Origin of the sequence: Reyranella sp. (assembly GCF_052439685.1) — a bacterium.
GTDB lineage: Bacteria > Pseudomonadota > Alphaproteobacteria > Reyranellales > Reyranellaceae > Reyranella.
This window is the reverse complement of the sequence record NZ_JBQVQG010000054.1, coordinates 1-14389: the sequence shown is the minus strand read 5'-3', so window position 1 is coordinate 14389 and position 14389 is coordinate 1. Positions and strand designations below refer to the sequence as shown.

Sequence of the window (14389 nt, the reverse complement as noted above, 5' to 3'; positions counted from 1 at the left end):
GACGAGGGCCTGCGCTTCGCCATCCGCGAGGGCGGTCGCACCGTCGGCGCCGGCGTCGTCACCAAAGTCGTAAAGTAGTGCTATAGAGGATCATCGCCGGCACCAATCCGGCGGTGATGGTCTGCAGGAGTGTAGCTCAGTTGGTAGAGCATCGGTCTCCAAAACCGAGGGTCGTGGGTTCGAGTCCCTCCGCTCCTGCCATTTTTTAAGATTGGCGATCATGACGACCAAGAATCCTGTCGAATTCGCCCGCGAGGTCCGGGCCGAGGTGGCCCGGGTCACTTGGCCGACGCGTCGTGAGACCATGATCACCACCAGCATGGTCTTCATCTTCGTCGTCATCGCGGCGTTGTTCTTTCTGGTCGCCGACAAGGTCATTGGCTTCGTCGTGAAGCTTCTGCTTGGGGTTTCCTGACATGGCTCATCGCTGGTACGTCGTTCACGCCTACTCAGGCTTCGAGAACAAGGTCGCCCAGTCGATCCGTGAACAGGCCGGAAAGAAGGGTCTGGACGAGGAAATCACCGAGGTCATCGTTCCGACCGAGGAAGTCGTGGAAGTCCGCCGCGGCACCAAGGTCAATACCGAGCGCAAGTTCTTCCCGGGCTACGTGCTCGTGAAAATGGATCTCACGGACGACTCTTGGCACTTGGTCAAGAACACTGCCAAGGTCACGGGCTTCCTGGGCGGCGGCGGACGCGGCAAGCCGGTGCCGATCTCCGACGCCGAGGCCAGCCGCATCCTGAAGCAGGTGCAGGAGGGCGTGGAGCGTCCCAAGCCCGCCGTCAGCTTCGAGATCGGCGAGCAGGTCAAGGTGGCCGACGGTCCCTTCGCCTCCTTCAACGGCACCGTCGAGGACGTGGACGAGGAGCGCGCCCGCCTGAAGGTCGCCGTCTCGATCTTCGGCCGCTCGACCCCCGTCGAACTCGACTACGCACAGGTGGAAAAGATCTGATTCGTCCCCATATCGGTGGACAAGATCAGGGTTGTGGCGGGCGGTCTTATTTGGTAGATCGCGCGCCCTTGGGAGGGCTGGCCGTGCGCCGGCCTTTTCTCATGAGGTGGGTCGAGGCCGAAAATCCTTCCGGATCAAGGGCTTGACCATTTTCTGGTGCGGGAGGCCTGCCATAGCCGGACCGCGCCGCCCACAGGAAAGGGGCATGCATGGCTAAAAAGATCCAAGCCTACGTCAAGCTGCAAGTGCCGGCTGGCAAGGCCAATCCGTCTCCGCCGATCGGGCCTGCGCTCGGTCAGCAGGGCGTCAACATCATGGAATTCTGCAAGCAGTTCAACGCGAAGACGCAGAAGATGGAGCCGGGAATGCCGATCCCGGTGGTCATCACCGTGTTCCAGGACCGCAGCTTCACCTTCGTCACCAAGACGCCGCCGGTGACCTACTTCCTGAAGAAGGCGGCCGGCATCGAGGCGGGCGCCAAGACGGTCGGCACCCAGATCGTCGGCAAGGTGACGACGCAGCAGGTTCGCGAGATCGCCGAGCAGAAGATGCCCGATCTCAACTGCGATACCGTCGAGTCGGCGATGGCCCAGGTGGTGGGTTCGGCCCGCTCGATGGGCCTCCAGGTGGTGGAGTAGGACCATGGCCCAGGGCAAGCGTTACAAGACGGCGTCCGCCACGGTCGACCGCGAGAAGATGTACCCGCTCGAAGAGGCGGTGAAGATCGTCAAGGCCAATGCCAAGGCGAAGTTCGACGAGACCATCGAGGTCGCGATGAACCTCGGCATCGATCCGCGTCACGCCGATCAGGCGGTCCGCGGCATGATCGAGCTCCCGAACGGTACCGGCAAGTCGGTGCGCGTGGCGGTGTTCGCCCGTGGTCCCAAGGCTGAAGAAGCCAAGGCGGCGGGCGCCGACATCGTCGGCGCAGAGGATCTGGCCGAGAAGATCAGCGCGGGCGAGATGAATTTCGAGCGCTGCATCGCCACCCCCGACATGATGGGCGTGGTGGGACGGCTGGGTAAGGTCCTCGGCCCGCGCGGCCTGATGCCGAACCCGAAGCTCGGCACGGTGACGCAGGACGTGGCCGCCGCGGTCAAGGCCGCCAAGGCCGGCTCGATCGAGTTCCGCGCGGAGAAGGCTGGCATCGTTCATGCTGGGGTGGGCAAGGCCTCGTTCAGCGAGGAGGCGATCACCGCCAACGTTAAGGCGCTGATCGCGGCCATCAACCGCGCCAAGCCCAGCGGCGCCAAGGGCACCTTCATCAAGAAGGTGTCGTTGAGCTCGACGATGGGTCCGGGCATCAAGCTCGACCTGGCCACGGCGATCGCCTGAACGCGGTCGAGAGATTTTGAGAGATTCCGCCGTGGGCCGCGAGGCCGACGGCGGGAGGAGCGAAGAAGCCGCAAGGTTTCCAACTCCACCTGTCCGAGACCACCGGTACTCGACCCTCACGGGCCGGGCTTAATGGGGCAACCCGCCAGTGCAGACGGGGGCAAGGGAATCGGCGCGCACCCAGGTGCGTGCACGCGCCCGAACTTCCGGGGCAGGCGAACCGGACCGCGAGGTCTCCGTGTCGCGCTAACCCGCTAACGGAGGCTGCGCAGTCTGTAACGCAGCCGGTCCGATCCGGATCCTCCGGATTGGACCATAGTTGGAGAAAGCCGTGAATCGTTCGGAAAAGGCCGAAGCGATCGTCGAGCTGAACCAGATCTTCAAGGACGCCAACCTGATGGTGGTTACCCGCCAGTCCGGTCTGACCGTCCAGGAAGTGACGGACCTGCGTCGCAAGATCAGGGCAGCCGGCGCAAGCTACAAGGTCACGAAGAATCGGCTCACGCTGCGTGCCCTCGAGGGCACGCCCTTCACGGCGCTCGGCCCCATGTTCACGGGACCGACTGCCATCGCCTATTCCAAGGATCCGGTTGCAGCGGCGAAAGTCGTCGCGACCTATGCCAAGGGCAACGAAAAGCTGACCATCGTCGGCGGTTCTCTGGATGGTGAGACATTGGACGTCGCTGGCGTCCAGGCCCTCGCCACCCTGCCGTCCCTCGATGCTCTGCGCGGCAAGATCATCGGTCTCCTGCAGGCCCCGGCGACCAAGGTCGCTGGTGTGCTCGTGGCGCCCGCCGGTCAGCTCGCTCGTGTGTTCGGTGCGTATGGAGCCACGGAAGACGGCGCGAAGGCGGCGTAAGTCGCTATCAAATCGACGTCACGAAATCGAAGTTCGGGTAATTAGGAGACTAAAATGGCTAATCTCGAGAAGTTGGTCGAAGAGTTGTCGGCCCTGACGGTCCTCGAGGCCGCTCAGCTCAGCAAGCTGCTGGAAGAGAAGTGGGGCGTCAGCGCCGCCGCTCCGGTCGCGGTCGCCGCCGCCGGTGGCGCGGCTGCCGCTCCGGTCGAAGTGAAGGACGAGTTCACCGTCGTTCTCGCCGCCGCTGGCGACAAGAAGATCAACGTCATCAAGGCTGTCCGCGAGATCACCGGTCTCGGCCTCAAGGAAGCCAAGGACCTGGTCGAAGCCGCGCCGAAGGCGGTCAAGGAAGGCGTGCCGAAGGCCGATGCCGAGAAGCTCAAGGCGAAGCTCGAGGCCGAAGGCGCCAAGGTCGAGCTCAAGTAGGACGTTTTACCGTTCGGGCCGGCTTCCTTCGGGAGGCCGGCCCGTTCGGGCCTCTTCTCCGAACGGACTTCCCTGTGGGGTCCGTTCCGAAAAGTGGCCCTCTGCAACGGATGGGGCGAACGGCTGGCGGGCCGGGAGCTCCGAGAAAGCAGCGGGTGTTTATCACCGCCCTTGAACCTTCGAGGACGCAGGATGGCCACGGCCTTCAACACGCGCAAACGGATTCGTCGTTTCTTCGGCCACATCGAATCGGTGGCGCCGATGCCGAACCTCATCGAGGTCCAGAAGAGCTCCTACGAGAGCTTCCTGCAGCGCGTCACGCCGGCGGCCAAGCGCACCCAGTCGGGTCTCCAGGAAGTTTTCCGCGGCGTGTTCCCGATCAAGGACTTCGCCGAGCGCGCCAGCCTCGAGTTCGTGAAGTACGAGTTCGAGGAGCCCAAGTACGACGTCGAGGAGTGCCAGCAGCGCGGCATCACCTATGCCGCCCCGCTGAAGGTCACGCTGCAGCTCGTGGTGTGGGACATCGACGAGGAGGCCGGCTCGCGCTCGATTCGCGATATCAAGGAGCAGGACGTCTACATGGGCGACATGCCGCTCATGACCGACAACGGCACCTTCATCGTGAACGGTACGGAGCGCGTGATCGTCTCGCAGATGCACCGCTCGCCGGGCGTCTTCTTCGACCATGACAAGGGCAAGACCCACAGCTCGGGCAAGTACCTGTTCGCTGCCCGCATCATCCCCTATCGCGGTTCGTGGCTCGACTTCGAGTTCGACGCCAAGGACCTGATCCACGTCCGCATCGACCGTCGCCGCAAGATTCCGGTGACGACGCTGCTGCTGGCGCTCGACAACGACACCACGTGGAAGAAGCGCACCGCCGCCCTGGCCAAGGGACAGACGCTCGACCCGTCGGAAGCTCACGGCCTTTCGCCGGAAGAGATCCTGGCGGCTTTCTACGGCCAGGTCGTCTACACGCGCGGCGAAGACGGCTGGAGCACGCCGTTCGACGCCGAGTCGATGCGTGGCGTGAAGCTGACGCACGATCTGGTGAACGGCAAGACCGGCAAGTCCGTTGCTGATGCCGGCACCAAGATGACGCCGCGCCTGCTCAACAAGCTCAAGGAAGCGGGGCTCACCGACATTCGCGTTCTGCCCGAGGAGCTGATCGGGCGCTACGCCGCAGTCGACGTCATCAACGAGAAGACGGGCGAGATCTACGTTGAAGCCGGCCAGGAAATCACCGAGGCCGTGCTCGAGATGTTCGACGAGAACGGGGTCGACGTGCTCCCGACCCTCGCCATCGACCACGTCAACGTCGGCCCTTACATCCGCAACACGCTCGCGGCCGACAAGAACTCGAACCGCGAAGAAGCGCTGCTCGATATCTACCGCGTCATGCGCCCGGGTGAGCCGCCGACGCTCGAGCAGGCCGAGACCCTGTTCCAGGGCCTGCTGTTCGACATCGACCGCTATGACCTGTCGCCGGTCGGCCGCGTGAAGATGAACATGCGCCTCGACTTCGAGAACGTGCCCGACACGCAGCGTACGCTGCGTCGCGAGGACATCCTCGCGGTCGTCAAGGTGCTGCACGGCCTCAAGGACGGCCGTGGTGAGATCGACGACATCGACCATCTCGGCAACCGCCGCGTCCGCTCGGTCGGTGAGTTGATGGAGAACCAGTACCGTGTCGGCCTCCTGCGCATGGAGCGGGCGATCCGCGAGCGCATGAGCTCGATCGACATCGACACGGTGATGCCGCACGACCTGATCAACGCCAAGCCGGCGGCGGCTGCGGTGCGCGAGTTCTTCGGCTCGTCGCAGCTCTCGCAGTTCATGGACCAGACCAACCCGCTGTCGGAAGTCACCCACAAGCGCCGCCTGTCGGCGCTTGGACCGGGCGGCCTGACGCGCGAGCGTGCCGGCTTCGAGGTGCGTGACGTGCATCCGACGCACTATGGCCGCATCTGCCCGATCGAGACGCCGGAAGGCCCGAATATCGGTCTGATCAACTCGCTGGCGACCTATGCCCGCGTGAACCAGTACGGCTTCATCGAAAGCCCGTACCGCAAGGTCGTGGGCGGTCGCGTGACCGACGAGGTCGTCTATCTCTCGGCGATGGAGGAGGGCCGCTACACGGTCGCCCAGGCCAATGCCGAGATCGACGCCAAGGGCAAGTTCGTGTCCGAGCTGGTGCAGTGCCGCAAGGGCGGCGAGTACATTCTCGGCCGGCCCGAGACGATCGATTTCGTCGACGTCTCGCCCAAGCAGATCGTGTCGGTCGCCGCGGCGCTGATCCCGTTCCTCGAGAACGACGACGCGAACCGCGCGCTGATGGGTTCGAACATGCAGCGCCAGGCGGTGCCGCTGATCCAGGCCGAGTCGCCGCTGGTCGGCACCGGCATGGAAGAGGTGGTGGCCCGCGACTCGGGCGTCGCCATCTCCGCACGGCGCACGGGCATCGTCGACCAGGTCGATGCGATGCGTATCGTGGTGCGCGCGACGGACGATATCGGCCCGAACCGGCCGGCGGTCGACATCTACAACCTGCTGAAGTTCCAGCGGTCCAACCAGAGCACCTGCATCACCCAGAAGCCGCTCGTCAGGGTCGGCGACCATGTGAAGAAGGGTGACATCGTGGCCGACGGCCCGTCGACACAGAACGGCGAGCTCGCGCTCGGCCGCAATGTGCTCGTCGCGTTCATGCCGTGGAATGGCTACAACTTCGAGGACTCGATCCTTCTGTCCGAGCGCATCGTGCGCGATGACGTCTTCACCTCGATCCACATCGAGGAATTCGAGGTCATGGCGCGCGACACCAAGCTCGGCCAGGAGGAAATCAGCCGCGACATTCCGAACGTCGGCGAGGAGGCTCTCAAGAACCTCGACGAGGCGGGCATCGTCTATATCGGCGCCGAGGTGAAGGCGGGCGACATCCTGGTCGGCAAGGTGACGCCCAAGGGCGAGAGCCCGATGACCCCGGAAGAGAAGCTGCTGCGCGCCATCTTCGGTGAGAAGGCGGCGGATGTCCGCGACACGTCGCTGAAGGTGCCGCCGGGCGTCGAAGGCACCGTCGTCGAGGTTCGCGTGTTCAACCGCCGCGGCGTCGACAAGGACGAGCGCGCGCTGGCCATCGAGCGTGACGAGATCGAGCGTCTCGCCAAGGACCGTGACGACGAAAAGGCAATCCTCGAGCGCAGCTTCTACAGCCAGCTCCAGGAAATGCTGATGAACCAGGTGGTCGCCGGCGGGCTCAAGGGCCTGAAGCCGGGCACCAAGATCATCGACAGCGTGCTGGGCGAGTACACGCCGGGCCAGTGGCGGCAGATCGCCGTCAAGGCCGACAAGAAGCAGGCCGAGATCGAGGCGCTGAACAAGCAGTTCGACGAATCGATGAAGCGCCTGCAGGACCGGTTCGACAGCAAGGTCGACAAGCTGCAGCGCGGCGATGAGCTGCCGCCGGGCGTGATGAAGATGGTCAAGGTCTTCGTCGCGACCAAGCGCAAGCTGCAGCCGGGCGACAAGATGGCAGGCCGTCACGGCAACAAGGGCGTCATCTCGCGCATCATGCCGCTCGAGGACATGCCGTACCTCGAGGAGGGTGGCCCGGTCGACATCGTGCTCAACCCGCTCGGCGTGCCGTCGCGCATGAACGTCGGTCAGATCCTCGAGACCCACCTCGGCTGGGCCGCGTCGGGTCTCGGCAAGAAGATCGGCAAGATGCTGGAGGATGCTCGCGAGGTCTCCGTCTCGCAGATCAAGAAGCAGCTGCGCGAGATCTACAGCGAAAAGGCCTTCAAGGCCGACATCGCCGACCTCAGCGACGAGCAGACGATCGAGCTTGCCCGCAACCTCAGCAAGGGCGTGCCCTTCGCGTCGCCGGTCTTCGACGGCGCGCACGAGCCCGACATCGTCGAGATGCTGGAAATGGCCGGTCTCGACCGGTCCGGCCAGGTCACGCTGGTCGACGGCCGCACCGGCGAGCCGTTCGACCGCAAGGTGACCGTCGGCTACATCTACATGCTGAAGCTGCATCATCTCGTGGACGACAAGATCCACGCGCGTTCGATCGGACCGTACAGCCTGGTCACCCAGCAGCCGCTGGGCGGCAAGGCCCAGTTCGGCGGACAGCGTTTCGGCGAGATGGAGGTGTGGGCGCTCGAGGCCTATGGCGCCGCCTACACGCTGCAGGAGATCCTCACCGTCAAGTCGGACGACGTGGCCGGCCGCACCAAGGTCTACGAGGCCATCGTGCGCGGCGACGACACGTTCGAGGCGGGCATCCCCGAATCCTTCAACGTGCTGGTCAAGGAACTGCGTTCCCTCGGCCTCAACGTCGAATTGAACCAGTCGATCACCTGAGGGTGATCGACCTCCCGACTTCGAGAATTACGTCCACAGAACAGTAGGACAACAATGACCGACCTTATCAACGTACTGGGCCAGCCGCAGGGTACCCCGACCTTCGACGAGATCCGGATCTCGATCGCCAGCCCGGAGCGCATCCGCACCTGGAGCCACGGCGAGATCAAGAAGCCGGAGACCATCAATTACCGCACGTTCAAGCCGGAGCGTGACGGCCTGTTCTGCGCCCGCATTTTCGGGCCGATCAAGGACTACGAGTGCCTGTGCGGCAAGTACAAGCGCATGAAGTTCCGCGGCATCACCTGCGAAAAGTGCGGCGTCGAGGTGACCCTCACGAAGGTGCGCCGCGAGCGCATGGGCCACATCGAGCTGGCCTCGCCGGTGGCGCACATCTGGTTCCTGAAGTCGCTGCCGAGCCGCATCGGCCTGCTGCTCGACATGACGCTGCGCGACCTCGAGCGCATCCTTTATTTCGAGAACTATGTCGTCAGCAATCCCGGCCTGACCCCGCTCAAGTACCGCGAGCTGCTGAACGAGGAGCAGTATCTGAACGCGCTCGACGAGTACGGCGAGGGTTCTTTCGAGGCCGAGATCGGCGCCGAGGCAATTCGCGGCATGCTGCAGGCGATCGACCTCAACGAGGAGCGTCCGCGCCTGCGCGAGGAGCTGCGCGAGACGACGTCGGAGGCCAAGCGCAAGAAGCTCGTGAAGCGCCTCAAGCTCTGCGAGAACTTCATCGAGTCCGGCGCCCGACCGGAATGGATGATCCTCGAGCTGGTGCCGGTGATCCCGCCGGAGCTGCGCCCGCTGGTGCCGCTCGACGGCGGCCGCTTCGCGACCTCGGACCTGAACGACCTCTATCGTCGCGTCATCAACCGCAACAACCGCCTCAAGCGGCTGATGGAACTGCGCGCGCCCGACATCATCGTGCGCAATGAGAAGCGCATGCTGCAGGAGTCGGTCGACGCCCTGTTCGACAATGGCCGTCGCGGCCGCGTCATCACCGGTGCCAACAAGCGTCCGCTGAAGTCTCTCAGCGACATGCTGAAGGGCAAGCAGGGACGCTTCCGCCAGAATCTGCTCGGCAAGCGCGTCGACTATTCGGGCCGTTCCGTCATCGTGGTCGGTCCGGAACTCAAGCTGCACCAGTGCGGCTTGCCGAAGAAGATGGCGCTCGAACTGTTCAAGCCGTTCATCTACTCGCGCCTGCAGAACTACGGCATGGCCAACACGATCAAGGCCGCCAAGCGCATGGTCGAGAAGGAGCGGCCGGAAGTGTGGGACATCCTCGAGGAGGTCATCCGCGAGCATCCCGTCCTGCTGAACCGAGCGCCGACGCTGCATCGTCTGGGCATCCAGGCGTTCGAGCCGGTGCTGATCGAGGGCAAGGCGATCCAGCTGCATCCGCTGGTCTGCACGGCCTTCAACGCCGACTTCGACGGTGACCAGATGGCGGTCCACGTGCCGCTGTCCCTGGAAGCCCAGCTCGAGGCGCGCGTGCTGATGATGTCGACCAACAACATCCTGTCGCCGGCATCGGGCAAGCCGATCATCGTGCCGTCGCAGGACATCGTTCTCGGCATCTACTACATCACGCTGGAGCGCGAGGGCGAGCCGGGCGAAGGCTCGCTGTTCTCCCAGATCGGCGAGCTGGAGCATGCCCTGCACAGCCGCACGCTCTCCATGCATGCGCGCATCAAGATGCGTCTCGAGGCCTACGACGACAAGGGCGTGTTCGCCAGCCGCGTCGTCGAGACCACGCCGGGCCGCATCCTGCTGGCGCAGATCCTGCCCAAGCACGAGAACCTGCCGTTCTCGCTGATCAACCGCCTGCTGACCAAGAAGGATCTGCAGAACGTCATCGACTCCGTCTACCGCCACTGCGGCCAGAAGGAGACGGTGATCTTCGCCGATCGCCTGATGGGTCTCGGCTTCTACCACGCCTGCCGCGCCGGCATCTCGTTCGGCAAGGACGACCTCGTCATCCCGTCGGCAAAGGTCAAGCTGGTCGCCCAGACCAACAAGGAAGTGAAGGAATACGAGCAGCAGTACCAGGACGGCCTCATCACCTCGGGTGAGAAGTACAACAAGGTCGTCGACGCCTGGTCGCGTTGCTCGGACCGGGTTGCCGAGGAAATGATGAAGGGCATCTCGACGCCGCTGCCGGGCAAGCCGGTCAACGCGGTGTGGATGATGGCCCATTCCGGAGCGCGCGGTTCGGCGACGCAGATGAAGCAGCTGGCGGGCATGCGCGGTCTTATGACCAAGCCCTCGGGCGAGATCATCGAGACGCCGATCCTGTCGAACTTCAAGGAAGGCCTGTCCGTGCTGGAGTACTTCAACTCCACCCACGGCGCCCGCAAGGGACTGGCCGACACGGCGCTCAAGACGGCGAACTCGGGATACCTGACCCGCCGTCTGGTCGACGTGGCGCAGGACTGCATCATCATCGAGGAGGATTGCGGCACCGAACGCGGGCTCACGATGCGGGCGGTCGTCGACGGCGGCGACGTGATCGAGCCGCTCTCGGAACGAGTCCTCGGCCGTACCGCGCTGGACGACATCGTCGATCCTCTGACGGGCGTCGTGATCAGCAAGGCCGGCGAGCTCATCGACGAGGTCAAGGTCGAGCAGATCGACAAGGCCGGCATCGAGGAGCTTCGCATCCGCTCGGTGCTGACCTGCGATACCAAGATCGGCGTGTGCGGCAAGTGCTACGGTCGTGACCTGGCCCGCGGCACCCCGGTCAACATCGGCGAGGCGGTGGGCGTCATCGCCGCCCAGTCGATCGGCGAGCCGGGAACGCAGCTCACGATGCGCACCTTCCACATCGGCGGCGCCGCGCAGCGTGGTGCGGAGCAGTCGAACATCGAAGCCAGTCACGACGGCACCGTCCAGGTGCGCAACCGCAACGTCGTCATCAACAGTTCGGGCGTTCCGGTCGTCATGGGCCGTAACACCGAGCTGGTGCTGATCGACGGTGCCCAGCGCGAGCGGGCCAAGCATCGCGTGCCGTATGGCGCGCGCCTGCTGGTCGACAGCGAGACGCAGGTCACGAAGGGGCAGAAGCTCGCCGAATGGGATCCGTACACCCTGCCGATCATCACCGAGAAGGCGGGTAAGGCGGTCTATGTCGATCTCGTCGAGGGCGTGTCGATGCGCGAGGTGATCGACGACTCGACGGGTATTTCCAACCGGGTCGTCGTGGACTGGAAGGGACAGCCGCGCGGTGGTGATTTGCGTCCGCGCATCGCCATCCACGGTGCCGACGGCAACCCGATCATGCTGGCCAATGGCCAGGAGGCTCGGTACCTGCTGTCGCTCGACTCGGTTCTGTCGGTCGAGAACGGCCAGGACGTCAACGCCGGCGACATTCTCGCGCGTATCCCGCGCGAGGGCGGCAAGAACCGCGACATCACGGGCGGTCTGCCGCGCGTGGCGGAGCTGTTCGAGGCGCGCAAGCCCAAGGATTTCGCGATCATCTGCGACATCTCGGGCCGCATCGAGTTCGGCAAGGACTACAAGAGCAAGCGTCGCGTCCTGATCGTGCCGGAAGGCGAGGGCGCAGAGCCGGTCGAGTACCTGATCCCGAAGGGTAAGCGCATTGCCGTCCAGGAGGGCGACTATGTGGAGCGTGGCGACCTGCTGATCGACGGCAACCCGGTCCCGCACGACATTCTGCGCGTGCTGGGCATCGAGAAGCTGGCCGAGTACCTCGTGAACGAGATTCAGGAGGTCTATCGACTGCAGGGCGTGAAGATCAACGACAAGCACATCGAGACGATCGCGCGTCAGATGCTGCAGAAGGTCGAGATCACCGAAGCCGGCGATACGACCTTCCTGATCGGCGAACAGGTCGACAAGGCGGAGTTCGAGGTGGAAAACGCCAAGGCCCTGGCTGAAAAGCTAAAGCCGGCCAAGGCCGATCCGGTCCTGCTCGGCATCACCAAGGCGTCGCTGCAGACCAAGTCATTCATCTCGGCGGCCTCCTTCCAGGAGACCACCCGTGTGCTGACGGAGGCGGCGGTCAGTGGCCGTGTCGACACCCTGCAGGGCCTGAAGGAGAACGTCATCGTCGGCCGCCTGATCCCGGCGGGTACCGGCGGAGTCGTGAACCGCCTCAAGGCCATTGCCGCCCAGCGCGACCGGGCGATCCTGGCCGCGGGCGTCGAGGGCGAGGACCAGTCCGTCCCGACGCTCGAGGAGGAGCGGGCGGCCGACTGAGTCGGGTCGCACGTATAGAAGATCGGGAGGGCCGCCCCAGCCGGGGCGGCCCTTCCCATTTGTGAGTCTTGGGTCGCCAAACCTACCAGATGTGGTTGTCAGAATCTTGCGCCGTTTGCCCCTCGCGAGTCAGGAACGAGTCAGGTGGGCGAAGGCCGGAAATATCCAACGATATCAAGGTGAAAAGCAGCGGAGTCTGCTTGACGCATAGGAACCACGGTCATATAAGCGCGCCACCTCGTCGGAGGGGCTGGTGGTTGGCGTGAGCCAAAACGCAGCCTGACGCCGAGGACCGCTACAAGTCAGGCCTGTAGGCCACAAAGCTAACTTTTACGCGCGGGGCTGCGCTTTAGCCGCTATGCCCGCGCAATTGCTTTGTGTCTTTGCGTCGATGTTGGGCGGACCCGAGACGGCGTTAAGGAAACCGGAAATCAATGCCGACTATTAACCAGTTGATCCGCAAGCAGCGCCACGGCCTGAAGGCCCACAACAAGGTGCCGGCGCTCGAGGCTTGCCCGCAGAAGCGCGGTGTCTGCACCCGCGTGTACACCACGACGCCGAAGAAGCCGAACTCGGCGCTGCGCAAGGTCGCCAAGGTGCGTCTCACCAACGCCTATGAGGTGGTGAGCTACATCCCGGGCGAGGGTCACAATCTGCAGGAACATTCGGTGGTCATGATCCGCGGTGGTCGCGTGAAGGACCTTCCGGGCGTTCGCTACCACATCATTCGCGGCACCCTCGATACGCAGGGTGTCAAAGATCGTAAGCAGCGCCGTTCGAAGTACGGCGCGAAGCGTCCGAAGTAAGACGGAGAGGAAGAAATGTCCCGTCGTCGCGCAGCTGAAAAGCGTGTTGTTCTCCCGGATGCCAAGTTCGGTGATATCGTCCTCAGCAAGTTCATGAACACGCTGATGGAGCGTGGCAAGAAGTCGGTCGCCGAGCACATCGTGTACGGTGCCCTTGATGAGGTCGAAGCCAAGCTCAAGCAGGATCCCGTTCCCGCCTTCCACGAGGCGCTCGAGAACGTGAAGCCGGCGGTCGAAGTCCGGTCGCGTCGCGTTGGCGGCGCCACCTATCAGGTGCCCGTCGAGGTCCGCCCGGAGCGCCGCCAGGCGCTGGCGATCCGCTGGATCATCCAGGCCGCCCGCGACCGTTCGGGCCACAGCATGACCGAGAAGCTCTCCGCCGAGCTGCTCGACGCCTTCAATCGTCGCGGCAACGCGGTGAAGAAGCGCGAGGACACCCACAAGATGGCCGACGCCAACAAGGCGTTCGCTCACTACCGCTGGTAAGCGACCTCCAGGCCTTTTCCTAGAAAGCCCCTCTCCATGGCTCGCACGACCCCCATCGCGCACTACCGCAATATCGGCATCATGGCGCACATCGATGCCGGCAAGACCACGACGACTGAGCGCATCCTGTACTACACCGGCAAGTCGCATAAGATCGGCGAAGTCCATGACGGCGCCGCGACGATGGACTGGATGGAGCAGGAGCAGGAGCGCGGCATCACGATCACGTCCGCCGCGACGACCTGCTTCTGGACGGTCGAGTCCGGCCCGAACGCCGGCATCAACTATCGCGTCAACATCATTGACACGCCTGGCCATGTCGACTTCACGATCGAGGTCGAGCGTTCGTTGCGTGTGCTTGACGGTGCCGTTTGCGTGTTCGACTCGGTGGCCGGCGTCGAGCCGCAGTCCGAGACGGTGTGGCGCCAGGCCGACAAGTACGGCGTGCCGCGCATCTGCTTCGTCAACAAGATGGACCGCACCGGCGCGAATTTCTATCGCACCGTCGACATGATCGTCGATCGCCTCGGCGCCAAGCCGCTGGTGACGCAGCTCCCGATCGGGTCCGAGGCCGAGTACAAGGGCCTGGTCGATCTGGTTTCGAACAAGGCGATCATCTGGCTGGAAGAGACGCTGGGCGCCAAGTTTGAGGTCGTCGAGATCCCGGCCGACATGCAGGAGAAGGCGGCGGAGTACCGCGCCAAGCTGCTCGACATGGCCGTCGAGCAGGACGACGCCGCCATGGAGAAATTCCTCGATGGTGAAGAGCCGGACTACGACACGCTGATCAAGTGCATCCGCAAGGGCACGATCAACTACGCGTTCGTGCCGATTCTGTGCGGCTCGGCGTTCAAGAACAAGGGCGTGCAGCCCATGCTCGACGCGGTCGTCAATTATCTGCCGGCGCCGGACGACGTGGCTGACGTCAAGGGCGT

General features: G+C 64.1%; 12 protein-coding genes and 1 tRNA gene. All 13 read left to right on the top strand.

Annotated elements, in window-relative coordinates; genetic code table 11:
• A partial coding sequence (locus tag ACT6UX_RS29885; RefSeq protein WP_444778786.1) for an EF-Tu C-terminal domain-related protein occupies nt 1–78 on the top strand: 78 nt, incomplete at its 5' end.
• Between the two features lie 47 nt (nt 79–125).
• A tRNA-Trp gene (locus ACT6UX_RS29880) sits at nt 126–201 on the top strand.
• A gap of 19 nt (nt 202–220) precedes the next feature.
• Nucleotides 221–415 carry a preprotein translocase subunit SecE gene (gene secE, locus ACT6UX_RS29875; protein ID WP_444778785.1) on the top strand — a complete coding sequence of 65 codons (195 nt, stop codon included), beginning with the start codon at nt 221–223 and terminating at the stop codon, nt 413–415.
• A gap of 1 nt (nt 416) precedes the next feature.
• Nucleotides 417–953, top strand: coding sequence for a transcription termination/antitermination protein NusG (gene nusG / locus ACT6UX_RS29870; protein WP_444778784.1), 537 nt, complete (start codon nt 417–419; stop codon nt 951–953).
• Between the two features lie 209 nt (nt 954–1162).
• Entirely contained in the window at nt 1163–1591 is a 429-nt protein-coding gene (rplK, locus tag ACT6UX_RS29865) for a 50S ribosomal protein L11 (protein WP_444778783.1), read from the top strand.
• A gap of 4 nt (nt 1592–1595) precedes the next feature.
• Nucleotides 1596–2288 (top strand): 50S ribosomal protein L1, encoded by a 693-nt coding sequence (rplA, locus tag ACT6UX_RS29860; protein WP_444778782.1) that lies wholly within the window; start codon nt 1596–1598, stop codon nt 2286–2288.
• A gap of 331 nt (nt 2289–2619) precedes the next feature.
• Nucleotides 2620–3147, top strand: coding sequence for a 50S ribosomal protein L10 (gene rplJ, locus ACT6UX_RS29855; RefSeq protein WP_444778781.1), 528 nt, complete (start codon nt 2620–2622; stop codon nt 3145–3147).
• A gap of 54 nt (nt 3148–3201) precedes the next feature.
• A complete protein-coding gene (gene rplL, locus ACT6UX_RS29850) occupies nt 3202–3573 on the top strand; it encodes a 50S ribosomal protein L7/L12 (protein WP_444778780.1) in 372 nt (123 codons plus the stop codon).
• 192 nt (nt 3574–3765) lie between these two features.
• Nucleotides 3766–7935 carry a DNA-directed RNA polymerase subunit beta gene (gene rpoB / locus ACT6UX_RS29845; RefSeq protein WP_444778779.1) on the top strand — a complete coding sequence of 1390 codons (4170 nt, stop codon included), beginning with the start codon at nt 3766–3768 and terminating at the stop codon, nt 7933–7935.
• Nucleotides 7936–7989: 54 nt separating this feature from the next.
• A complete protein-coding gene (gene rpoC / locus ACT6UX_RS29840; protein WP_444778778.1) occupies nt 7990–12162 on the top strand; it encodes a DNA-directed RNA polymerase subunit beta' in 4173 nt (1390 codons plus the stop codon).
• A gap of 434 nt (nt 12163–12596) precedes the next feature.
• Nucleotides 12597–12968 (top strand): 30S ribosomal protein S12, encoded by a 372-nt coding sequence (gene rpsL / locus ACT6UX_RS29835; RefSeq protein WP_295145785.1) that lies wholly within the window; start codon nt 12597–12599, stop codon nt 12966–12968.
• Between the two features lie 15 nt (nt 12969–12983).
• On the top strand, nt 12984–13454 hold the full coding sequence (gene rpsG / locus ACT6UX_RS29830) for a 30S ribosomal protein S7 (protein WP_422012797.1): 471 nt from the start codon (nt 12984–12986) through the stop codon (nt 13452–13454).
• Between the two features lie 36 nt (nt 13455–13490).
• A partial coding sequence (locus ACT6UX_RS29825; RefSeq protein ID WP_444778777.1) for a GTP-binding protein occupies nt 13491–14389 on the top strand: 899 nt, incomplete at its 3' end.

What these genes read in the sequence shown, in the direction of transcription:
- rplL (WP_444778780.1), top strand. Translation starts at nt 3,202, where the DNA reads ATGGCTAATCTCGAGAAGTTGGTCGAAGAGTTGTCGGCCCTGACGGTC.
- rpoB (WP_444778779.1), top strand. Translation starts at nt 3,766, where the DNA reads ATGGCCACGGCCTTCAACACGCGCAAACGGATTCGTCGTTTCTTCGGC.
- rpsG (WP_422012797.1), top strand. Translation starts at nt 12,984, where the DNA reads ATGTCCCGTCGTCGCGCAGCTGAAAAGCGTGTTGTTCTCCCGGATGCC.
- rplA (WP_444778782.1), top strand. Translation starts at nt 1,596, where the DNA reads ATGGCCCAGGGCAAGCGTTACAAGACGGCGTCCGCCACGGTCGACCGC.
- nusG (WP_444778784.1), top strand. Translation starts at nt 417, where the DNA reads ATGGCTCATCGCTGGTACGTCGTTCACGCCTACTCAGGCTTCGAGAAC.
- rplK (WP_444778783.1), top strand. Translation starts at nt 1,163, where the DNA reads ATGGCTAAAAAGATCCAAGCCTACGTCAAGCTGCAAGTGCCGGCTGGC.
- rpoC (WP_444778778.1), top strand. Translation starts at nt 7,990, where the DNA reads ATGACCGACCTTATCAACGTACTGGGCCAGCCGCAGGGTACCCCGACC.
- secE (WP_444778785.1), top strand. Translation starts at nt 221, where the DNA reads ATGACGACCAAGAATCCTGTCGAATTCGCCCGCGAGGTCCGGGCCGAG.
- rpsL (WP_295145785.1), top strand. Translation starts at nt 12,597, where the DNA reads ATGCCGACTATTAACCAGTTGATCCGCAAGCAGCGCCACGGCCTGAAG.